The sequence below is a fragment of the Pseudomonas sp. PMCC200344 genome, assembly GCF_030053095.1.
Classification (GTDB): Bacteria; Pseudomonadota; Gammaproteobacteria; order Pseudomonadales; family Pseudomonadaceae; genus Aquipseudomonas; species Aquipseudomonas svalbardensis.
Map to the genome: position 1 here is coordinate 6,337,908 of NZ_CP125618.1, position 22,475 is coordinate 6,360,382.

Annotated in this window: 19 protein-coding genes; 9 read left to right on the plus strand and 10 right to left on the minus strand. The window is 59.3% G+C overall.

Translation table 11 applies throughout. The annotated features are described in order from the left end of the window. Positions 1-2: 2 nt before the first annotated feature. From pstB to QFW87_RS29205, 5 genes are all read right to left on the minus strand, one after another. Positions 3-836 carry a phosphate ABC transporter ATP-binding protein PstB gene (pstB, locus tag QFW87_RS29185; protein ID WP_283182238.1) on the minus strand — a complete coding sequence of 278 codons (834 nt, stop codon included), beginning with the start codon at positions 834-836 and terminating at the stop codon, positions 3-5. A gap of 146 nt (positions 837-982) precedes the next feature. Further along, entirely contained in the window at positions 983-2,653 is a 1,671-nt protein-coding gene (gene pstA / locus QFW87_RS29190) for a phosphate ABC transporter permease PstA (RefSeq protein ID WP_283189466.1), read from the minus strand. A gap of 15 nt (positions 2,654-2,668) precedes the next feature. Beyond that, the gene (locus tag QFW87_RS29195; protein WP_283182240.1) at positions 2,669-4,951 is read right to left on the minus strand and encodes an ABC transporter permease subunit; all 2,283 of its coding nucleotides are present in this window, start codon (positions 4,949-4,951) and stop codon (positions 2,669-2,671) included. Positions 4,952-5,181: 230 nt separating this feature from the next. Next, positions 5,182-6,180 carry a phosphate ABC transporter substrate-binding protein PstS gene (locus QFW87_RS29200; protein ID WP_283182241.1) on the minus strand — a complete coding sequence of 333 codons (999 nt, stop codon included), beginning with the start codon at positions 6,178-6,180 and terminating at the stop codon, positions 5,182-5,184. 231 nt (positions 6,181-6,411) lie between these two features. After that, positions 6,412-7,710, minus strand: coding sequence for an MFS transporter (locus QFW87_RS29205; RefSeq protein ID WP_283182242.1), 1,299 nt, complete (start codon positions 7,708-7,710; stop codon positions 6,412-6,414). A 364-nt stretch (positions 7,711-8,074) separates the two neighbouring features. On the opposite strand from QFW87_RS29205, the gene QFW87_RS29210 reads away from it, so the two are divergent. Both QFW87_RS29210 and QFW87_RS29215 read left to right on the plus strand, forming a co-directional pair. Beyond that, on the plus strand, positions 8,075-8,479 hold the full coding sequence (locus QFW87_RS29210) for an acyl-CoA thioesterase (RefSeq protein ID WP_003177184.1): 405 nt from the start codon (positions 8,075-8,077) through the stop codon (positions 8,477-8,479). A gap of 57 nt (positions 8,480-8,536) precedes the next feature. Next, the gene (locus QFW87_RS29215; RefSeq protein WP_283182243.1) at positions 8,537-9,436 is read left to right on the plus strand and encodes a D-hexose-6-phosphate mutarotase; all 900 of its coding nucleotides are present in this window, start codon (positions 8,537-8,539) and stop codon (positions 9,434-9,436) included. Between the two features lie 114 nt (positions 9,437-9,550). On the opposite strand, the gene QFW87_RS29220 is transcribed toward QFW87_RS29215, so the two are convergent. From QFW87_RS29220 to purE, 4 genes are all read right to left on the minus strand, one after another. Further along, positions 9,551-10,087: a DUF3299 domain-containing protein gene (locus tag QFW87_RS29220; protein ID WP_283189467.1), complete on the minus strand. Its 537-nt coding sequence runs from the start codon at positions 10,085-10,087 to the stop codon at positions 9,551-9,553. An 88-nt stretch (positions 10,088-10,175) separates the two neighbouring features. Continuing rightward, the gene (locus QFW87_RS29225; RefSeq protein ID WP_283182245.1) at positions 10,176-10,424 is read right to left on the minus strand and encodes a GlsB/YeaQ/YmgE family stress response membrane protein; all 249 of its coding nucleotides are present in this window, start codon (positions 10,422-10,424) and stop codon (positions 10,176-10,178) included. A 107-nt stretch (positions 10,425-10,531) separates the two neighbouring features. Then, positions 10,532-11,614, minus strand: a complete 1,083-nt coding sequence (locus QFW87_RS29230) for a 5-(carboxyamino)imidazole ribonucleotide synthase (protein ID WP_283189468.1) — start codon at positions 11,612-11,614, stop codon at positions 10,532-10,534. Between the two features lie 11 nt (positions 11,615-11,625). Next, on the minus strand, positions 11,626-12,117 hold the full coding sequence (gene purE, locus QFW87_RS29235) for a 5-(carboxyamino)imidazole ribonucleotide mutase (protein WP_008150032.1): 492 nt from the start codon (positions 12,115-12,117) through the stop codon (positions 11,626-11,628). A gap of 453 nt (positions 12,118-12,570) precedes the next feature. On the opposite strand from purE, the gene QFW87_RS29240 reads away from it, so the two are divergent. Beyond that, positions 12,571-13,167: a hypothetical protein gene (locus QFW87_RS29240; protein WP_283189469.1), complete on the plus strand. Its 597-nt coding sequence runs from the start codon at positions 12,571-12,573 to the stop codon at positions 13,165-13,167. Between the two features lie 57 nt (positions 13,168-13,224). On the opposite strand, the gene QFW87_RS29245 is transcribed toward QFW87_RS29240, so the two are convergent. Continuing rightward, complete coding sequence (locus QFW87_RS29245) at positions 13,225-14,136, minus strand: LysR substrate-binding domain-containing protein (RefSeq protein WP_283182248.1); 912 nt, start codon at positions 14,134-14,136, stop codon at positions 13,225-13,227. Positions 14,137-14,316: 180 nt separating this feature from the next. Between QFW87_RS29245 and aspA the strand changes: the two genes are divergently transcribed. From aspA to QFW87_RS29275, 6 genes are all read left to right on the plus strand, one after another. Next, on the plus strand, positions 14,317-15,741 hold the full coding sequence (gene aspA, locus QFW87_RS29250; RefSeq protein ID WP_283182249.1) for an aspartate ammonia-lyase: 1,425 nt from the start codon (positions 14,317-14,319) through the stop codon (positions 15,739-15,741). Positions 15,742-16,243: 502 nt separating this feature from the next. Continuing rightward, positions 16,244-17,695, plus strand: coding sequence for an alanine/glycine:cation symporter family protein (locus QFW87_RS29255; RefSeq protein WP_283182250.1), 1,452 nt, complete (start codon positions 16,244-16,246; stop codon positions 17,693-17,695). 141 nt (positions 17,696-17,836) lie between these two features. Further along, positions 17,837-18,841: an asparaginase gene (locus tag QFW87_RS29260; protein WP_283189470.1), complete on the plus strand. Its 1,005-nt coding sequence runs from the start codon at positions 17,837-17,839 to the stop codon at positions 18,839-18,841. 163 nt (positions 18,842-19,004) lie between these two features. Then, positions 19,005-20,003, plus strand: coding sequence for an AraC family transcriptional regulator (locus QFW87_RS29265; RefSeq protein ID WP_283189471.1), 999 nt, complete (start codon positions 19,005-19,007; stop codon positions 20,001-20,003). A gap of 172 nt (positions 20,004-20,175) precedes the next feature. After that, complete coding sequence (locus QFW87_RS29270) at positions 20,176-21,207, plus strand: histone deacetylase family protein (protein ID WP_283189472.1); 1,032 nt, start codon at positions 20,176-20,178, stop codon at positions 21,205-21,207. 12 nt (positions 21,208-21,219) lie between these two features. Next, entirely contained in the window at positions 21,220-22,335 is a 1,116-nt protein-coding gene (locus QFW87_RS29275) for a polyamine ABC transporter substrate-binding protein (protein ID WP_283189473.1), read from the plus strand. Positions 22,336-22,475: the final 140 nt, after the last annotated feature.

A 22,475-nucleotide genomic window follows, 5' to 3' on the forward strand; every position in this document is an offset into this window, starting at 1 on the left:
TCCTAGCCGTAGCGACCAGTGATGTAGTCTTCGGTCTGCTTCTTCGCCGGATTGGTGAACAGGGTGTCGGTGTCGCCGAATTCCACCAGTTTGCCCATGTACATGAACGCCGTGTAGTCAGAAACCCGCGCGGCCTGTTGCATGTTGTGGGTCACGATGACGATGGTGAACTTCGATTTCAGTTCGTAGATCAGCTCTTCGACTTTCAGCGTGGAGATCGGGTCGAGTGCCGAGCACGGTTCGTCGAGCAGCAGCACCTCCGGCTCCACGGCGATGGTGCGAGCGATCACCAGACGTTGTTGCTGACCACCGGACAGGCCGAGTGCCGATTCGTGCAGACGGTCTTTGACTTCGTCCCACAGTGCCGCGCCTTTCAACGCCCACTCGACGGCTTCGTCGAGGATGCGCTTCTTGTTGATGCCCTGGATGCGCAAGCCGTAGACCACGTTCTCGTAGATGGTTTTCGGGAACGGGTTGGGCTTCTGGAACACCATGCCGACGCGACGACGCAACTCGGCCACGTCTTCGCCCTTGCGGTAGATGTTGTTGCCGTAGAGGTTGATCGCGCCTTCGACACGACAGCCATCCACCAGGTCGTTCATGCGGTTGAACGTACGCAGCAGTGTGGACTTGCCGCAGCCGGACGGGCCGATGAAGGCGGTCACGCGCTGTTTCGGGATGTTCAGGCTGACGTCGTACAGCGCTTGTTTGTCGCCGTAGAACAGGTTCAGGCCTGGTACTTCGATCGCGACGGTTTCCTGCTCGAGGCTCAAGCTCTGTTTATCGCGACCCAGCGCCGACATGTTGATGCCGTGGGTATGTGCTTCGTGCTGCATGGGAGGCTCCCTGTGCTAACAAATTCGGTTCGGTTTTTGTGGGAGCGAGCCTGCTCGCGATTCAGGCAATGCGGTTTAACTCTGAAACCGCGGTGATGCCATCGCGAGCAAGCTCGCTCCCACATAGAAATCAGTGCTGCATGAAATCAGCTATCCAGCGCTTTGTATTTTTCGCGCAGGTGGTTACGGATATAAACGGCCGACAGGTTCAACGTCGCGATCACCAGCACCAGCAACAGCGCCGTGGCGTACACCAGTGGGCGTGCCGCTTCGACGTTCGGGCTCTGGAAGCCGACGTCATAAATGTGGAAGCCAAGGTGCATGATCTTCTGGTCCAGGTGCAGGTATGGATAGTTGCCATCCACCGGCAGCGACGGCGCCAGTTTCACTACACCCACCAGCATCAGCGGCGCTACTTCACCGGCGGCACGGGCCACCGCGAGGATCATGCCGGTCATCATCGCCGGGCTGGCCATCGGGATGACGATCTTCCACAAGGTCTCAGCCTTGGTCGCGCCGAGGGCCAACGAGCCTTCACGTACGGTGCGAGGAATCCGTGCAAGACCTTCTTCGGTCGCCACGATCACCACCGGCACCGCCAGCAGCGCCAGGGTCAGCGAAGCCCAGAGCAAACCCGGCGTACCGAAGGTCGGTGCCGGTAGCGCTTCCGGGAAGAACAGGCGGTCAACCGAGCCACCTAACACGTAAACGAAGAAGCCCAAACCGAACACGCCGTAAACGATTGCCGGAACACCCGCGAGATTGTTCACCGCGATACGGATGATCCGGGTCAGGGTGTTCTGCTTGGCGTATTCACGCAGGTACACTGCCGCCAGCACGCCGAACGGAGTAACGATCATCGCCATGATCAGCGTCATCATCACGGTGCCGAAAATCGCCGGGAAGATCCCGCCCTCGGTGTTCGCTTCACGCGGGTCGTCCGACAGGAATTCCCAGATCTTGCTGAAGTAGAAGCCGACCTTGGTAACGATGCCCATCGCGTTCGGCTGGTAGGCGTGTACCACTTTACCGATGCTGATTTCGATTTCTTTGCCGTTCGCATCGCGGGCCGTCAGGCTGTCGCGGTTGAATTGGGCGTGCAGGTCATTCAGACGGGCTTCGATGTCTTGATAGCGCGCATTGAGCTCAGCGCGCTCGGATTCCATGTCCGCTTGTGCAGCAGCGTCGAGCTGGCCTGCCAACTCCAGTTTGCGACCGTGCAGACGCACACGCTCCAGCCCTGCGTTGATCGCGCCGATGTCGACCTTTTCAAGGGTCTTGAGCTGCGCGGCGAGCTTGTTGACGCGTTCCACACGCGCTTGCAACTCAGGCCACGCCGCTTCGCCTTCAGCGATGACCTTGCCGTCCTGTTTGACGTTGACCAGGTAGCCGTAGAAGTTGCCCCACTCACGACGCTCGATGGCCATCAGCTCTGGCGGCGTCTTCTGGTTAGTCAGCCACTCGCCGACGATCCAGGTGAAGTCGTTGCCGTTCAGGTCACGGTTGCCGACTTTGATCAGCTCGCGGGTCATGAACTCCGGGCCCTGGTCGGGCACCGGCAGGCCAGCGCTTTTCAGGCGCTCGCGCGGCACTTCTTCTTTCTGCACCACTTCGCCGATGACGAGGTGATTGGCCTGGCCCGGCACGTCGTAACTGGCGTGCACCAGGTCCGCCGGCCAGAAATGGCCCAGACCGCGCACGGCAATCACTGCCAACAAGCCAATGGTCATGATGACCGCGATGGACACCGCGCCACCGCTGATCCAGACGCCGGGGGCGCCGCTCTTGAACCATCCTTTCAGGGAGTTCTGTTTCACAGACTTCTACCTTTCTTAAAGCGACGAGTATTTCTTGCGCAGACGCTGACGAATCAGTTCCGCGAGGGTGTTCATGACGAAGGTGAACATCAGCAGCACCAGCGCCGAGAGGAACAGCACGCGGTAGTGGCTGCCGCCGACTTCCGATTCGGGCATTTCCACCGCGACGTTGGCGGCCAGTGTGCGCAGACCTTCGAACAGGTTCATTTCCATGACCGGCGTGTTACCGGTGGCCATCAGTACGATCATGGTTTCACCGACCGCACGGCCCATGCCGATCATCAGCGCCGAGAAAATGCCCGGGCTGGCGGTGAGAATCACCACGCGAGTCATGGTCTGCCACGGCGTGGCACCGAGGGCCAGGGAGCCAAGAGTCAGGCCACGTGGCACGCTGAACACGGCGTCTTCGGCGATGGAGTAGATGTTCGGGATCACCGCGAAGCCCATGGCCAGACCGACCACCAGTGCATTGCGCTGGTCGTAGGTGATGCCCAGGTCGTGGGAGATCCACATGCGCATGTCGCCGCCGAAGAACCAGGTTTCCATGTACGGGCTCATGTACAGCGAGAGCCAGCCTACAAACAGAATCACAGGGATCAGGATCGCGCTTTCCCAACCGTCCGGCACTTTCAGGCGGATCGATTCAGGCAGGCGACTGAAGACGAAACCAGCCACCAGAATGCCGATGGGCAGGAGCATCAGCAGACTGAAGATGCCCGGCAAATGCCCTTCAACATACGGTGCCAGGAACAAGCCGGCGAAGAAGCCGAGGATCACCGTCGGCATCGCTTCCATCAACTCGATCACCGGTTTGACCTTGCGGCGCAAGCTTGGGGCCATGAAGTATGCGGTGTAGATCGCCGCAGCGACGGCCAGCGGCGCGGCCAACAGCATGGCGTAGAACGCGGCCTTCAAGGTACCGAAGGTCAGCGGAGACAGGCTCATTTTCGGTTCGAAGTCGGTGTTGGCCGCGGTCGATTGCCAGACGTATTTAGGCTCGTCGTAGTTCTCGTACCAGACCTTGCTCCACAACGCGCTCCACGATACTTCCGGGTGCGGGTTCTCCAGCAACAGTGGCTGCACCTTACCGTTGGCCTCGACGATGATGCGGTTGGCACGCGGCGACAGACCGAAAATGCCTTGGCCTTCCACCACCTGATCGACCAGCAACGTGCGGTGAGCGGTACTGTGGAAGACGCCGAGCTTGCCGGACGCGTCGAGGGCAACGAAGCCTTTGCGACGTTCTTCGGCGGTGATTTCAACAATCGGCGCGGTGCCCATCTGGAAGGTACGAATCTGCTTCAGACGCAGCTCGCCGTCCGGGTCGCGCGCCATGAACCACTGGGCCAGACCACCTTTGGAGTCACCGAGGATCAGCGAGATGCCGCCCACCAGCTGGGTGCTGGCGGTAATCTCGGCATCGCCGTTTTCGAGCAGCTTGTAGCGACCATTGAGGCTCTTGTCGCGCAGGCTGAACACATCGGCCTGGGCCCGACCGTTAATCACGTACAGCCACTGCTGACGTGGGTCGACGAAGATGTTTTTCACCGGCTCAGTCATCTGCGGCAGATCGATGCGCTTCTGCTCGTTGGTGATTTCGCCGGTCATCATGTTTTCTTCGCTGGTCAGCGACAAAACATTGAGTTGTGAACCGGTGGAGCCGACCAGCATCAGGGTCGAATCGGTCGCGTTAAGGCTGACGTGCTCTAGCGCGCCGCCCGTCTCGTTCAGTGCGATCGGCGTTTCACCGTACGGATACTCGACGGCTGGCGTAATGGTCTTCTTGCCGTCCGGGTAGCTGACTTTATAGGTATGACGGAACACCAGTGCCTGACCGTTGGACAGGCCCACCGCTACCAGTGGATGACCTGGCTGGTCTTCACCGATAGAAGTCACGCTGACGCCGGCCGGAACCTTCAGATCGACGCGTTTGAGTTCGGCGCCACTGTCGATATCGAAGAACAGCGCCTGGCCCTTGTCGGAAACCCGCATGGCGACCTGGTTCTGTTCTTCCAGGGAGATCATCAACGGCTTGCCGGCGTCTTGCATCCAGGCCGGCGTGATGGCGTCCTTGGAGGTCAGGTCGGCCCCCTGAAACAGGGGCGCGACAATGTAAGCGAGGAAGAAAAAGATCAGCGTGATCGCGCCAAGAACGGCAAGGCCGCCCACGAGGACGTACCAGCGGGTCAGGCGATCTTTGAGCGCGCGGATGCGGCGCTTGCGTTGCAGCTCAGGCGTATTGAAATCAATTCGCTTGGGAGGATTAGTAGTCATGGTGGAATTGGCCAGATCATTCATGCGCACACCCTAGCGAACCTGTATGACAGAAAGATGACAATGCAGTGACGCAACAAATCCGCCGCCTGTGGGAACTGGCAGCGGACCGAAAATTTGGGGGTTGTAGGAGCTGTCGAGGGAAACGAGGCTGCGATCTTTTGATCTTGCGGTTAGAAGCCTGATCAAAAGATCGCAGCCTCGGTTCCCTCGACAGCTCCTACAGAGTCCAGGTTTACCCCGGACTCAAGGTTTTACTTTTTTGCGACGTTGCCGCCTTCTTGCAGACCCAGGTCAGCCAGTGCTTTTGCAGCAACCTTGGCCGGCAGTGGGATGTAGCCGTCTTTCACCACAACTTCTTGACCCTGTTTGGACAGGATCAGCTTCACGAACTCGGCTTCCAGCGGGGCCAGAGGCTTGTTCGGGGCTTTGTTGACGTAAACGTAGAGGAAGCGCGACAGCGGGTACTTGCCGTTCAGGGCGTTTTCTTCGGTGTCTTCGACGAACTCGGTGCTGCCTTTCTTGGCCAGAGCTACCGTTTTCACGCTAGCGGTTTTGTAGCCAATGCCCGAGTAACCAACGCCGTTCAGCGAGGAGCTGATCGATTGCACGACCGAAGCCGAGCCTGGTTGTTCGTTGACGTTTGGCTTGTAGTCGCCTTTGCACAGGGCTTCTTCTTTGAAGTAGCCATAAGTGCCGGATACCGAGTTACGACCGAACAGTTGCACTGGCTTGTTGGCCAGGTCGCCGGTCACACCCAGGTCACCCCAGGTTTTCACGTCAGCTTTGGCGCCGCACAGACGAGTCGAGGAGAAGATCGCGTCGACCTGTTCCATGGTCAGGTGCTGGATCGGGTTGTCCTTGTGCACGAACACAGCCAGGGCATCCACGGCAACCGGGATAGCGGTTGGCTTGTAGCCGTATTTGGTTTCGAAGGCTTGCAGCTCGTTATCCTTCATCTTGCGGCTCATCGGGCCCAGGTTAGCGGTGCCTTCAGTCAGCGCAGGTGGCGCGGTAGAAGAACCGGCGGCCTGAATCTGGATATTTACGTTCGGGTATTCTTTTTTGTAGTTCTCAGCCCACAGGGTCATGAGGTTAGCCAGGGTATCGGAGCCGACGCTGGACAGGTTGCCCGACACACCAGTGGTCTTGGTGTAGCTCGGGATAGCAGGGTCAACAGCGGCAACCGCGTTGGCAGTCGCAACGCCAGCAGCGACAAAAGTCATTGCCGCCATCAAACGCTTCAGTTTCATGCCTTACTCCTAGCAGATAGGTGTGTTAAGTCGGGGCCAAGTATCAGCAGGCCGTGTGAACACTCTATGGCTGAAATATGACAATTAGATGAAAGGCCAGCATTCGATTGTTTGCCGGGTGATTTGCGTTGCCCCCTTCGCGAGCAGGCTCGCTCCCACAGTGGTCCGCGTTCAACCTGTGGGAGCGAGCCTGCTCGCGAAAGGGCCAGTACAGTCGATGAAAGGCTCGGCTTAGCGACCCTTCTTCCAGAGGTACGCACCCACCAGAATCCCGACCCCGCAGATGATCGCCACGTAATAAGCCGGCCCCATCGGGCTTTCCTTCAGCAGCAGGGTGACAACCATCGGGGTCAGGCCGCCGAAGATGGCGTAGGCCAGGTTGTAGGAGAACGACAGCCCGCTGAAGCGCACCACCGCCGGGAAGGCTTTGACCATCACATACGGCACTGCACCGATAGTGCCGACCAGCAAGCCGGTCAAGGCGTACATCGGGAACAGCCAGTCCGGGTGGTTGAACAGGCTGTGGTAGAAGGTCCACGAACTGATCAGCAACGCGGCACTGCCGAACACGAAGACACGACCCGCGCCGAAGCGGTCAGCCAGTGCACCGGAGGCGACGCAGCCCAGGCTCAGAAACACGATCGCCAGGCTGTTGGCCTGCAATGCGGTGGTTGGCGAGAAGTGGTAGACGGTCTGCAGCACGGTCGGGGTCATCAGAATGATCACGATGATGCCGGCAGACAGCAGCCAGGTCAGCAGCATGGAAATCAGGATCGCCCCGCGATGGTCGCGCAACACGGCGCGCAGCGGCACTTCTTCTGCCAGGGCCTTGCGCAGTTGCAGCTCGGCGAATACAGGGGTTTCGTGCAACCAGCGACGCAGGTAAACCGAGAACAGGCCGAACACGCCACCCAGCAGGAACGGAATCCGCCAGGCGTAATCCGAGACTTCGACCGGGGTATAAATGCTGTTGATCGCGGTGGCGACCAGCGAGCCCAGCAGGATGCCAGCCGTCAGCCCGCTGGTCAGGGTGCCGCAGGCATAACCGATATGACGCTGCGGCACGTGTTCGGAAACGAATACCCACGCGCCCGGCACTTCACCGCCAATCGCCGCGCCCTGAATCACCCGCATCAGCAGCAGCAGGATCGGCGCCCACATGCCGATCTGCGCGTAAGTCGGCAACAGGCCCATGATCAGGGTCGGCACCGCCATCATGAAAATGCTCAGAGTGAACATCTTCTTGCGTCCCAGCAGGTCGCCGAAGTGCGCCATGACGATGCCGCCCAGTGGCCGCGCCAGGTAGCCGGCGGCAAAGATCCCGAAAGTCTGCATCAAGCGCAGCCACTCGGGCATGTCGGCCGGGAAGAACAGCTTGCCGACCACCGTGGCGAAGAACACGAAGATGATGAAATCGTAAAACTCCAGCGCACCGCCCAGGGCAGACAGCGACAAAGTCTTGTAATCGCTGCGGGTCAGCGGACGTGCGGATTGAGTGGACTGCGCGATGCTCGAGGGCGCTGTGGTCATGGCAAGGCTTCTCTTATAGTCGGATCTGCAACCTCAACAACGCTGGCCGAGGCTTGGGCAGGTCCGGCACGATAACAAATTGTTCGAAAAAGCACATAGAGGTGCGTATTTGACGGTCGAAATGAGAACCGGACGGTCGTCTCGGAGTCTACCGACCGATATACTCGCAATCCTGCACCTGCTTGTAAGGGGTTGCTGTGCGAAAACGTCGTTGGCAGCCGTCAGCCGATTTCGCAGAGTTTCCCTTTAGGCGCCTTACGAAAAACGTGACGAACGTAGTATGTTCGGGGCTGAATCGTTTTTCCTTGAGACGGCTATTCACCTGAAGTACCAATGAGAGTCACGGGTCAGAGGCACCCCCGGCATGATAGAGCTCGAACAAGAAGATCCAATCCCGCAAGGCGACCTTGCCCTGCAAATTACCGCGCTTCCTCGCGAAACCAACGGCTTTGGCGATATTTTCGGCGGTTGGCTGGTGTCGCAGATGGATTTGGCCGGCACCGCAATGGCCAGCAAAGTCGCGGGTGGTCGCGTGGCCACGGTTGCGATCGACCGCATGGCGTTTCTGGTTCCGGTAGCGGTGGGTGCTCAGCTCTCCTTCTATACCCAGGCGCTGGAAATCGGCCGCAGCTCGATTCAGATGATGGTCGAAGTCTGGAGTGACGATCCGCTGTCCAGCGAATGGCGTAAAGTGACGGAAGCCGTGTTTGTGTTCGTCGCCATCGACGGCAGCGGTCGCACCCGTTCGGTTCCGCCTAGAGCTCGTTAAACACTGCGACCTTTCTGCGGTCCATTGCAGTCATTGTTCCTGATCGAGAGTTGCCCCATGAGCACGCCCAACGTTGAAGCCGTGAAACTGGATGAACTGAACTGCTGGCGCATTCGCCACGGTCAGGCCGAATTGCTGGTCGCCCAGCAAGGCGCGCACATCCTCAGTTATCAAGTGGCCGGGCAACCGCCGCTGATCTGGCTCAACGACGAGGCCGTGTTCAAGACTGGCAAGAGCATCCGCGCCGGGGTTCCGGTGTGCTGGCCGTGGTTCGGCAATCTGCCGCGCAACCCGCAGAGCGTTCAGGCGATGCGCGTCAGTAACGAAGCGCCGACCGCCCACGGGCTGGTAAGGGCGATGGACTGGGAACTGGGCGGCATTGAAACCGAGGGCGAAAGCCTCAAGGTGGAGTTTGTTCTGCCCTACCCTGAGGGCGGTTTACCGGGCTGGCCGCATCAGGTGGATTTGAAGCTGAGCATTCGTCTGGATGAGCAACTGCACATCAGCCTGACCAGCCATAACCAGGGCGCTGACAAAGTCACCATCAGCCAGGCGCTGCACAGCTATTTCGCGGTCAGCGATGTACGCCAAGTGCATGTCGAAGGGCTGGATGGCTTGAGTTACATCGAAACCCTGGACGACTGGAAAACCGTCACTCAGACCGGCGATCTGCGTTTTGTCGGCGAGACCGATCGTATCTATCTCAATACCCCGACGAAGCTGAGCATTGTCGATCCGGCCTGGGAACGGCGCATCGAGCTGACCAGCAGCGGTTCACGCTCGGCGGTGATCTGGAATCCGTGGATTGATCGCGCTGCGGCGTTCAGTGACATGGCTGACGATGGCTGGCAGCGGATGCTGTGCATCGAAACGGCGAATGTGATGGATGATGTGGTGACATTGGCACCGGGTGCCAGTCACACGCTGGGCGTGAGCATCGGCAGCGCACCTTTATAAGCATCACCCAAACCCAATGTGGGGGGCTTGCTCGCGAATGAGGGCGTGTCAGGCAACATTAATGTCGACTGACACGCCCTCATTCGCGAGCAAGCCCGCACACATTTGGATCTCCTACAAATCCGACTCCTGCACCACCTGCACCTTCGACGCATCCAGCGCATACGCTGCATCAGCCAGGTCGTTGTTGACCTTCTCGACCTTCAGCGTGCCGGTCACCCACAGCGGTGTATAGATGTCATTCAGCTTCAAACCTTTCGGATAACGCACCAACACCAATTGATTAGGTGGCGGCGGCGGCACGTGGATGCAGGCGCCCGGATACGGCACGAGGAAGAACAGTGTGCTGCGGCCCTTGGCGTCGGACTCCAGCGGTACCGGATAACCACCGATGCGGATGTTCTTGTCGTTCATCGACGGCACGGTTTTGGTCGAATACATCACCGCCGGCAAGCCCTTGCTCTGCTTCATGCCACCCTTTTGGGTAAAGGTGCCATTGGCTTCGGGGGAATTGTGGTCGATTTCGGGCATGGCCTCGAGGGCTTTCTGGTCCGACTTGGGCATCAGTTCGAGCCAGTCGGTTTCCGGCAGTTCGCCGGCGTGGGCCAAACCACTGCCCAAGAATAGAATAGTCAATAGAAGACGGCGCATGAAAGTGCTCGGCAAAGGAAAGGACGGTGTAACGCCGAGCATTCTAGCCCTCTCCGGCGATGGCGCAGAGAGGGCTTTGTCACTTCAATCAGGTCCTTTTTTTGATCAGGCCGTAGATCACCAGCAATACCACCGCGCCCACCAGCGCACCGATGAAACCTGCGCCTTCGCCAGCGCGGTAGATGCCCAGGGCCTGGCCGCCGTATGTGGCCGCCAGCGAACCGCCGATACCGAGCAGGATGGTCATGATCCAGCCCATGCCGTCGTCGCCCGGTTTCAAGAACCGAGCCAGCAGGCCGACGATCAAGCCGATAAAGATGGTTCCGATAATTCCCATGGCATTTCCCTCTGATTGGTTTGGCTATGCGAAAGCCTAGTCAGACTTTGGCATCCTGCCATGAGAGAACGGCGGCCCCTGAATGGTTCCGCCGCTGCCACATGAAACTATTCGGCGATGAGCGCTTCGACCTTGAGGATCTGCGCAGCCAACGTATCACGGTCTGCACAGCGCAGATTGGCGTGACCGACCTTGCGGCCGACCTTGAACGCCTTGCCATAGTGATGCAGGTGGCAATCAGCAATCGCGATCACTTTCTCTACCGGTGGTACAACACCGATGAAGTTGAGCATCGCGCTCTCGCCGACCTTGGCCGTCGAACCCAGCGGCAGACCGGCAACGGCCCGCAGGTGGTTTTCGAATTGGCTGCACTCGGCACCTTCAGTGGTCCAGTGCCCCGAGTTATGCACACGCGGGGCGATCTCGTTGGCCTTGAGGCCACCGTCGACTTCAAAGAACTCGAACGCCATCACGCCAACGTAATTCAGTTGCTTGAGCACGCGGCTGGAATAGTCTTCCGCCAAGGCTTGCAGCGGGTGGTCGGTGCTGGCCACGGACAGTTTGAGGATGCCGCTGTCGTGGGTGTTGTGAACCAGCGGATAGAACCTGGTTTCGCCATCGCGAGCGCGCACGGCGATCAACGAGACTTCACCGGTGAACGGCACGAAACCTTCCAGCAGGCAGGCCACGCTGCCCAGTTCGGCGAACGTACCGACCACGTCTTCAGGCTTGCGCAGGACTTTCTGGCCCTTGCCGTCGTAACCCAGGGTGCGGGTTTTCAGCACGGCCGGCAGACCAATAGAAACCACGGCGGCGTCCAGATCAGCTTGTGACTGAATGTCAGCGAACGCCGGGGTAGGAATCCCCAGGTCCTTGAACATGCTCTTCTCGAACCAGCGATCACGGGCGATGCGCAGGGCTTCGGCGCTCGGGTAGACCGGGACGAACTGCGACAGGAAGGCCACGGTTTCGGCCGGGACGCTTTCGAACTCGAAAGTCACCAGATCGACTTCATCGGCCAGCTGACGCAGGTGATCCTGATCGCCGTAATCGGCCCGCAGGTGCTCGCCCAACGCGGCTGCGCAAGCATCCGGCGCGGGGTCCAGGAAAGCGAAGTTCATGCCCAGCGGAGTGCCCGCCAGCGCCAACATGCGACCCAACTGGCCGCCACCGATTACACCGATCTTCATCGTCAACAACCTCAGGCGATGCGTGGGTCTGGATTTTCCAGGACGCTGTCTGTCTGCTCAGCGCGGAATTTTTTCAGCACCGCGTGGAACTGCGGGTGCTTGGCGCCGAGGATGCTCGCCGACAGCAACGCTGCGTTGATCGCGCCGGCCTTGCCGATGGCCAGGGTGGCGACCGGAATGCCCGCGGGCATCTGCACGATAGACAGCAGCGAATCGACGCCCGAGAGCATCGACGACTGCACCGGCACGCCCAGCACCGGCAGGTGGGTCTTGGCCGCACACATGCCTGGCAAGTGGGCCGCGCCGCCGGCACCGGCGATGATCACCTCGATGCCACGCGCCTCAGCCTCTTCGGCGTACTGGAAGAGCAGGTCCGGGGTGCGGTGGGCAGAGACCACTTTCACCTCGTAAGGAATGCCGAGCTTTTCCAGCATATCGGCGGTGTGGCTAAGGGTGGACCAATCGGACTTGGAGCCCATGATCACGCCAACCAGTGCACTCATCGTCGTGCCTCTTCTCTCTGGGCGCCCGCAGGCGCGTCAAAAAACAACAAGCCACGCAAAATGCGTGGCTTGATTGTACGAATTATGGCCGGACGAACCGGCCGAAGGCCGCGCAGTATACCTCAATGAAGCAGATAAACAGCCCCCATAGCGACCATCTGTCAATTGATTCAATGCGGCAAGTTTATTGACTCAAAAGTCAGTCGATTCAGCCTGCCCCCATAGGCTTATTAAGATATCCCAACGCACAACCTCTACTCCACGAAATTACAACTAAGGTTATTGGTAGCGGCTAGTCATATCGCAATAAAGTGACATATAGATTAACTCGCCAAAGCGCCGCACCCTAGTTAGTTTAACTATCGCAACCACCAACCAACACAACTAACGAACACAACAAAAAATCTCTCGAACCTAATCAGAACCGAGATGTTTTTTAATAAGGATTCAAGGATGACTCCAACTACCAAGCCGTCACAGATAAAAGATCTTATGATTTTCGCTATGATTCACGAAGACGTACCCGCTTCAACGAAAGAGACGATTTATGCCGATCATTTCCAACCTTTTGTAAAAGAGCTGGAAAGCTTCACCGACCTGAGGGTCAACATTGTCTTTGGTGGCGGCTCGCCCTACAGCAACTTCAATTACAAGGGCGATGACGAAATGCAGACCCTGAGGCGCTGGGAGGCCCTGGGTATAAAATTTCTGGACGAGGCTAGAAAAGAAGGTTTCCAGACAAACTCATTGACCAAGGTTATTTTGGTCACTAAAGATCATTTGAATGACAAGACTGGAGGTGCCGCACTTCTCTGGCCCCCATTTGGCGCTGGAACCTTTGCAATTGCATCAACGACCAGTTTCATAACAGTGGGTCATGAGATCGGCCATTTATTAGGCGCCAAACATGAAGACTCGGAAGTTCAATACAACGGTTGGTGGTGCGAAACGTATATGACACCACAGCGAAATGTACTCCGATCCATTTGCTATAACTTCAGCCCGACTAACCGACAAAACATAAAAAATTATCTGAATCACAGAGCTTGATGCTCCAACTCTGATATGGGCAGAGGCACAAAAAAGCATGCCTCTGCCTTCACCAGCTTACTGATTGCCACTTGCTGCTCCGCCCTCGAGCTTGCGCCACAACAACCGCACATTCGCCTTGCGCACCAACGCGCAGCGGTACAGGCGAATCTCCAGCGGCACATGCCATTGCGGGCCGCCGCAAACCACCAGTTCACCCCGAGCCAGTTCGGCGCGCACGCTGAGCTTCGGCACCCAGGCAATGCCCAATCCTTCCAGCGCCATGCTTTTAAGACTGTCGGCCATGGCGGTTTCGTAGATGGTGGTGAAGCGCAACGCGCGCTGGCGCAGCAGCATGTTCACCGAACGCCCGAGAAATGCACCGGCGCTGTAGGCGAGCAGCGGCACACTGCCTTCGCCTTCCAGATCGAACAGTGGCTTACCGTCGGCATCAGCCGCGCAGACCGGGAGCATTTCGGTGTCGCCAAGGTGCAGCGACGGGAAGATTTCCGGGTCCATCTGCATCGCGGCATCCGGGTCGTAGAACGCCAACATCAGATCGCAACCGCCTTCACGCAGGGCATGCACGGCATCACCGACGTTGGTTGCCACCAGGCGCGTCGCGATGTTCAGGCCTTCATTACGCAGCTGCGCGATCCAGCGCGGGAAGAAACCCAGCGCCAGGGAGTGAGCAGCAGAAACCTGCATCACCTCGCCCTGCCCGCCTTCCAGGTGATGAAGGTGACGCAACACTTCACCGAGCTGCTCGACCACCGTCCGCGCGGTGACCAGAAACAGCTGCCCCGCCGCCGTCAGCTCGATCGGCGTGCGCGAGCGATTGACCAGGGTCAGCCCCAGCGCGGCTTCAAGGCTGCGGATCCGTCGACTGAACGCCGGCTGAGTCACGAAGCGTCGTTCGGCAGCCTGGGAGAAGCTGCGGGTGGCGGCCAGAGCACTAAAGTCCTCAAGCCATTTACTTTCAAGGTTCATCACGGTCTCCCGGACACGCACCAATTTAGGTCACACGCTCGCCGCAGACACGGCGTCACACGGGCATTATGCCGAATGTGCATAGGCTAGTGTTTAACAGCATTGGCCCAAAATTCTCCACAAGCCTAGCATTTGCAGTGTTCCGGCACAGACCGGGTCCCTATCGAGATGATTTCTATCATGTCTTCCGCTGCATCTTTCCGCACAGAAAAAGACCTGCTTGGCGTACTCGAAGTACCTGCTCAAGCGTATTACGGCATCCAGACCCTGCGAGCGGTGAACAACTTCCGTCTCTCCGGCGTTCCGATTTCGCATTACCCGAAACTGGTCGTTGGTCTGGCGATGGTCAAACAGGCCGCCGCTGACGCCAACCGCGAGCTGGGTCACCTGAGCGAAGCCAAGCACGCTGCCATCAGCGAAGCCTGTGCACGTTTGATCCGCGGCGATTTCCACGAAGAGTTCGTGGTGGACATGATTCAAGGCGGCGCTGGCACTTCAACCAACATGAATGCCAACGAAGTCATCGCCAACATCGCGCTGGAGGCCATGGGTCACCAGAAGGGCGAATACCAATACCTGCACCCGAACAACGACGTGAACATGGCGCAGTCGACCAACGACGCCTACCCGACCGCGATCCGTCTGGGTCTGCTGCTGGGTCACGACGCGCTGCTGGCCAGCCTCGACAGCCTGATCCAGGCGTTCGCCGCCAAGGGCCAGGAATTCAGCCACGTATTGAAGATGGGCCGTACCCAGCTGCAAGACGCCGTGCCGATGACCCTCGGCCAGGAATTCCGCGCCTTCGCCACCACATTGAGCGAAGACCTGGCGCGTCTGAAGACACTGGCCCCTGAGCTGCTGACCGAAGTGAACCTGGGCGGCACCGCGATTGGCACCGGCATCAACGCCGACCCGCGCTACCAACTCTTGGCCGTTCAGCGTCTGGCCCTGATCAGCGGTCAACCGCTGGTTCCGGCCGCCGACCTGATCGAAGCCACCTCCGACATGGGCGCCTTCGTGCTGTTCTCCGGCATGCTCAAGCGCACCGCGGTCAAGCTGTCGAAGATCTGCAACGACCTGCGCCTGCTGTCCAGCGGCCCACGCACCGGCATCAATGAAATCAACCTGCCGGCGCGTCAGCCAGGCAGCTCGATCATGCCAGGCAAGGTCAACCCGGTTATCCCGGAAGCGGTTAACCAGGTGGCGTTCCAGATCATCGGAAACGACCTGGCCCTGACCATCGCAGCCGAAGGCGGCCAACTGCAACTGAACGTGATGGAGCCGCTGATCGCATTCAAGATCTTCGACTCGATCCGCCTGCTGCAACGCGCCATGGACATGCTGCGCGAGCACTGCATCGTCGGCATCACCGCCAACGAAGAGCGCTGCCGCGAACTGGTCGAACACTCGATCGGTCTGGTCACCGCGCTGAACCCGTACATCGGCTATGAAAACGCCACCCGCATCGCCCGTATCGCCCTCGAAAGCGGCCGCGGCGTGCTGGAACTGGTGCGCGAAGAAGGCCTGCTCGACGACGAAATGCTCGCCGATATCCTGCGCCCGGAAAACATGATTGCTCCGCGTCTGGTGCCTCTGAAGGCTTAACCGAACGCAACGCCGGCGCTTGCTCTTTTAACGAAGAGCACGAAGCGCCACGCTCACCAGGTCGAGGGACTAGACACCTCTCACCTTTTGAGGGCTTGGGGATTCATTCCCCAAGCCCTTTTTTTTAATGATTTGCAGGCCCGACCGTATAGGTCGTGCCTGGCTCGACTTCTGTAGGAGCACGGCTTGCCGGCGATGGCGCCTTCAAGATCGCCATCGCTGGCAAGCCATGCTTCGACAAAAGAAAGGGACCTCGTTTCGTCGCTTGCACCACAACCGTGCAGACGGACGGCACGCTCATAGGTATAGTGCCGCCCCTCTTCGCGTGAGCGGTCGTCGGTAACGAGGCCCAAACCCATGCGAAACCCGAACTAATAACAACCTGCGATATGGAACCGGGACGAATCTTCGCCTCACCTGTTGTGCCACGCGCAAGCCGGTGTAACGCGATATTTCTGCCCCTCCAGCATTTGCCTAAACAAAAAACAGCGAGGAATAATCCATGCTCGAAGTCATTAACGACTTCCTCTCAGGGAAAGTACTGATCGTGCTCATTGTCGGGCTCGGTAGCTACTTCACGATCCGCTCGCGTTTCGTTCAATTGCGCCACTTTTTCCACATGTTCGCGGTGTTCCGCGACAGCCTGAAAAGCAGCGCCGGTCAACTCAGTTCGTTCCAGGCATTGATGCTCAGCCTCGCCGGCCGCGTCGGTGCGGGCAACATCGCCGGTGTCGGCATCGCGGTAACTCTGGGTGGTCCGGGTGCGGTGTTCTGGATGTGGGTGACCGCGTTGGTCGGTATGTCCAGCAGCTTCTTCGAATGCTCCCTCGGCCAGCTCTACAAGCGCTGCGATTCCGACGGCACGTACCGTGGCGGCCCGTCCTATTACATCCAGCACGGCCTGCAGAAACGCTGGCTGGGCATGATCATGGCGTTTCTGCTGCTGATCACCTTCGGCTTCGCCTTCAACGGTCTGCAATCCCACGCCGTGACCCACTCGCTGAAAAACGCTTTCGACCTCGACCCCACTTACACGGGCCTGGCCCTGGCGGTGTTGCTGGGTCTGGTGTTCATCGGTGGTATCAAGCGGATCGCCAAGGTCGCTGACCTGTTGGTGCCGGTGAAAACCCTGGTGTACATCGGCGTGACCATCTACGTGATCGTGCTGCAATTCGACCACGTTCCGGGCATGTTGATGACCATCGTCAAAAGCGCCTTTGGTCTCGACCAGGCCTTCGGCGGCCTGATCGGCAGTGCCATCGTCATGGGCGTGAAGCGTGGCGTGTTCGCCAACGAAGCGGGCCTGGGCAGTGCGCCAAACGTGGCCGCTGTGGCCTCGGTCGAGCACCCGGTTTCGCAAGGTGTGGTTCAGGCGTTCAGCGTGTTCCTCGACACCTTTGTGATCTGCACCTGCACCGCGTTGCTGATCCTGCTCTCGGGCTTTTACACACCAGGCTTCGAAGGCGACGGCATTGCCCTGACCCAGAATTCGCTCGCCGCCGTCGTCGGTGACTGGGGCCGGAGTTTCATTTCCGTGGCCCTGTCGTTGTTCGTGTTCACCTCGATTCTCTACAACTACTACCTGGGCGAGAACAACCTGCGGTTCCTGATCGGTGAAAACCGCAAGGCGCTGATCGGCTACCGCGCACTGGTACTGGTGTTGATCTACTGGGGTGCGATCGAGAACCTGGGTACGGTGTTCGCGTTCGCCGACATCACCATGACCCTGCTGGCGTTCGTGAACCTGATCGCGCTGTTCCTGCTGTTCAAAGTCGGCATGCGCATCCTGCGTGACTACGATGACCAGCGCGCGGCCGGCATCAAGACGCCCGTGTTCGATTCGAGCAAATTCCCGGATCTGGACCTGGACTTGAAAGCCTGGCCAGCCAATCCGCCAGCGGCCGCCACCAAGGCTGAAGCTGAGCCGCAAGGCGTACCCGCAGCGCAACGCTGATCGGTTAAAGTGCGCAATCCCATGTGGGAGCGAGCCTGCTCGCGAAGAGGGAATGTCAGACGGCATTGATGTCGGCTGAAATACCGCTTTCGCGAGCAGACTCGCTCCCACAGGGGAAGTCATTGTTCTCGGAGAGTCTCCATGAATTCCTCGACCTACCCTGCCGCCCAGCACGTCATGGTGCTCTACACCGGTGGCACCATCGGTATGCAAGCCAGCGCTCATGGCCTGGCCCCGGCGTCCGGTTTCGAAGCCCGGATGCGCGAATATCTGCACAACCAGCCTGACCTTGTCGTGCCGCAGTGGCGCTTTCGCGAGATGTCGCCGCTGATCGACAGCGCCAACATGAGCCCGGCTTACTGGCAGCAACTGCGTGAAGCGGTGGTTGACGCTGTCGATGTCCAGGGTTGCGACAGCGTGCTGATCCTGCATGGCACCGACACCCTCGCCTACAGCGCGGCGGCCATGAGTTTTCAATTGCTCGGCCTGCATGCCCGCGTGGTGTTCACCGGTTCCATGCTGCCGGCCGGCGTAGCCGACAGCGATGCCTGGGAAAACCTCAGCGGCGCGCTGGTTGCTTTGGGTCACGGCCTTGCGCCGGGCGTTCATCTGTACTTCCACGGCGAACTGCTGGACCCGACCCGTTGCGCGAAGGTGCGCAGTTTCGGTCGCCATCCGTTCAAGCGTCTTGAGCGTCAGGGTGGCGGTGAGAGGGCTACTTCAATACCGGCATCGCTGACCTACAACCAGCCCAAGCAATTGGCGAAAGTCGCTGTGCTGCCGCTGTTCCCCGGCATCGGCGCCGAGATACTGGACAGCCTGCTCGACAGCGGCATTCAAGGCCTGGTGCTGGAGTGCTACGGCAGCGGTACCGGGCCGAGCGACACTCCAGAGTTTCTCGCCAGCCTGGAACGGGCGCGGGACAAGGGTGTTGTGGTTGTAGCCGTCACCCAATGCCATGAAGGTGGCGTCGAGCTGGATGTTTACGAGGCTGGCAGTCGTCTGCGTGGTGTCGGTGTGTTGTCCGGTGGTGGGATGACGCGGGAAGCGGTGTTCGGCAAGTTTCACGCGTTGCTGGGTGCAAATCTGGATAACGCTGAAGTGCGTCGTCTTGTAGAGCTCGACCTGTGCGGCGAACTCAGCTGACACCCTGCAATACCCTGTGGGAGCGAGCCTGCTCGCGATAGCGGTCGTCCATCCAACAATGATGCTGACTGACACACCGCCATCGCGAGCAGGCTCGCTCCCACAGGATCTCCATCAGGCATACAACTTGCTGCGTTCCAGCATCCCAAGGCTGGAACACCCCATGTTGCACTCCCACCTCACCACCCTCAACGCTGTCTCCCTGGTGCTCAACACCTTCAAGGCCGAGGGCTTGTCCAGCGAAGCGCTGCTGGCCGGCAGCGGCATCAGCGCGGCGGATCTGAGCCGGGCGGACACGCGCATCACCACCAATCAGGAGATGCAGGTCTGCGCCAATGCCGTCGCGCTCAAGCGTGACATCGGCCTGGAATTGGGCCGGCGAATGCATGTTTCGTCCTACGGCATGCTCGGGTACGCCTTACTCACCAGCGCCACTTTAGGTGACGCCTTGCGGCTGGCACTGCACTATCCGGCGCTATTAGGAACACTGTTCGAGTTGAGCCTGGAAGAAGATAACGAGCGCATCTGGCTCACCGCTGGCGACTATCGGGAAAACCCTGCGCTGGCGCCATTCAATGTCGAGTTTTGCCTGGTTTCGATGAGGGTCACTTGCGAAGACCTGCTCGGCCAACCGTTGCCGCTGCTTGGCGCCCGCTTCGAATACCCGGCACCGGACTATCAGGCACGCTACACCGAACGTTTCGATTGCCCCTTGCAGTTCGACACTGCGTCCAACGCCTTTGCCTTCGACAAAGCCTGGCTGGAGCACCCCCTGCCTCTGGCCGACGCCATCACCCATCAAGCCATGGCCGAACGCTGCCGCAAACAGAACACCGAGTTCACGGGACGCCAGGTGTGGCTGGGACGAATCCGCCAGCTACTCAGCGCGCAGTTGAATGCGGCGCCCGGCCTCGAAGGTTTGGCCGAGCAGATGAATTGCTCGGCGCGCACCTTGCGTCGGCACCTGAATGACTTGGGTTGCAGCTATCAGGAGTTGCTTGATGAGCTGCGGTTCGAGCAGGCCAAACGCATGCTCTGCGAAGACCAACTGCCGATCTATCAAATCGCCGAGGCATTGGGTTTCAGCGAGACCGCGAGTTTTCGTCATGCGTTCGTGCGCTGGAGCGGTGTGGCGCCAAGTCAATTCAGGCCACACGGATAGCCCCTGTGGGAGCGAGCCGGCTCTGAGGTGGGGCAGTGACGCGCCAATAAGGGGCGAATTCCGGTCAATTCTTTTGGCCATATCGATCCCCTTTTGGCCTTTCCTGCCGTTCTCTCAAACGCTGCGCGCCGCAAGACTGTGTTCAACCGAATCAGCCTGCGGAGAACAAGAAATGCTGACGATCTACTCGGACGATCACCACCTGCACCACGGCCGTTGTGAATTGATGGACGGGCAACTGATGCCCTGCTTCGAAATGCCTTCGCGAGCCGACCATGTTCTGCAGCGCGTGCAGTACCGCGACCTCGGCCCGGTCGAAGCGCCGCAGGATTTCGGCCTCGACCCGATCGCGCGCGTCCACAGCCGCGACTACCTCGACTTCTTCAAAGGTGCCTGGGCGCGCTGGACCGAATTCGGTACCGACGGCGACTTGCTGCCCTACACCTGGCCGGCCCGCACCCTGCGCCGGATCATGCCCACCAGCCTGCACGGTCAGCTCGGCTATTACAGCTTCGACGGTGGCGCACCGATTACCGCCGGTACCTGGCAAGCGGCGTACAGCGCGGCGCAAGTCGCGTTGACCGCTCAAGCCGTCATTCAACGCGGCGCTCGCAGTGCCTTCGCCTTGTGCCGTCCACCGGGACACCACGCCGCCAGCGATTTGATGGGCGGTTATTGCTACCTCAACAACGCCGCCATCGCTGCGCAGGCGTTCCTCGATCAGGGCCATAAAAAGGTCGCGATCCTCGACGTTGACTACCACCACGGCAACGGCACCCAGTCGATTTTCTACGAGCGCAGTGATGTGCTGTTCACCTCGATCCACGGTCATCCGGAAGCCGAGTTCCCATTCTTCCTCGGCTATGAAGATGAGCTGGGTGAAGGGGCCGGCGAAGGCTTCAACTTCAACTACCCTTTGCCGGCTGGCAGCGGTTGGGACAGTTGGAGCGCCGCGCTGGAACAAGCCTGCAAAGAGATCGAAAAGTACGGCACCGATATCGTCGTCGTATCCCTGGGCGTCGATACGTTCAAGGACGATCCGATCTCCCAGTTCAAGCTCGACAGCCCGGATTACCTGGCCATGGGCGCACGCATCGCCAGACTCGGCAAGCCGACGCTGTTCGTGATGGAAGGCGGCTACGCGGTAGAAGAAATCGGCATCAATGCCGTGAACGTTCTCGAAGGTTTTGAAAGCGCCCAATGAGGAATTAGAACAATGATCAGTATCAAACGTTTTATCGCGCCCGCACTCTTCCCCACAGTGCTGTGCGCCACAGTGCTCAGTGGCACCGTTCACGCTGAAGAGCGAACGTTGCGCGTCTACAACTGGTTCGACTACATCACCCCCAAAGCGCTGGAAGACTTCAAGGCCCAGAACACCCAGACCAAACTGGTCTACGACATCTTCGACACCAACGAAGCACTGGAGGCCAAGTTGCTAACCGGCAACTCCGGTTATGACGTGGTGGTGCCGTCCAACGTGTTCCTCGCCAAGCAGATCGAGGCCGGCGTTTTCCAGCCACTGGATCGCAGCAAACTGCCGAACTGGAACCACCTCGATCCCAAGCTGATGAAGCTGATCGAAGCCAACGATCCGGGCAACAAATTTGCCGTGCCGTACATGTACGGCACCATCCTGATCGGCTTCAACCCGGACAAGATCAAGGCAGCATTGGGTGACAACGCACCGGTGGACAGCTGGGACCTGATCTTCAAGGAAGAGAACATCAGCAAGCTCAAGCAGTGCGGCGTGGCCCTGCTCGACTCACCGTCGGAGATCCTGCCACTGGCCTTGCATCACTTGGGTCTGGACCCCAACAGCAAGAAGCCGGCGGACTACGAAAAGGCTGAGGCGCTGTTGATGAAGATTCGTCCGTACGTCACCTACTTCCATTCTTCGAAGTACATGGCCGACATCGCCAACGGTGACATCTGCGTCGCGGTCGGTTATTCCGGCAGCTTCTCCCAGGCGGCCAACCGCGCCAAGGAAGCCAAGAACGGCGTGATCGTCGACATGCGCCTGCCGAAAGAAGGCGCGCCGATCTGGTTCGACATGCTTTCGATCCCGAAAGGCGCGAAGAACCCGGAAGACGCCTACACCTTTATCAACTACTTGTTGCAGCCGCAGGTGATTGCACCGGTCAGCGACTTCGTCGGCTACCCGAACCCGAACAAGGACGCCACAGAATTGGTCGACCCGGCGATCCGCAACAACCCGAATCTGTACCCGACCGAAACGGCGATGAGCACGCTTTACACCCTGCAACCGCTGCCCCGCGATGCCGAACGGGCGCGGACCCGGGCCTGGACCAAGATCAAGTCCGGGACCTGAACAACCCATCGTTTACGCACCATTGAAGACCCGCCCCGTGCGGGTCTTTTTTTACCTGACGATAATTAAGTACCGCCCGACCGATCCCACACCCCGCTACTTTCCGAACCTGACCGGCGCGTTTGCGCGCAGTCCCAGTC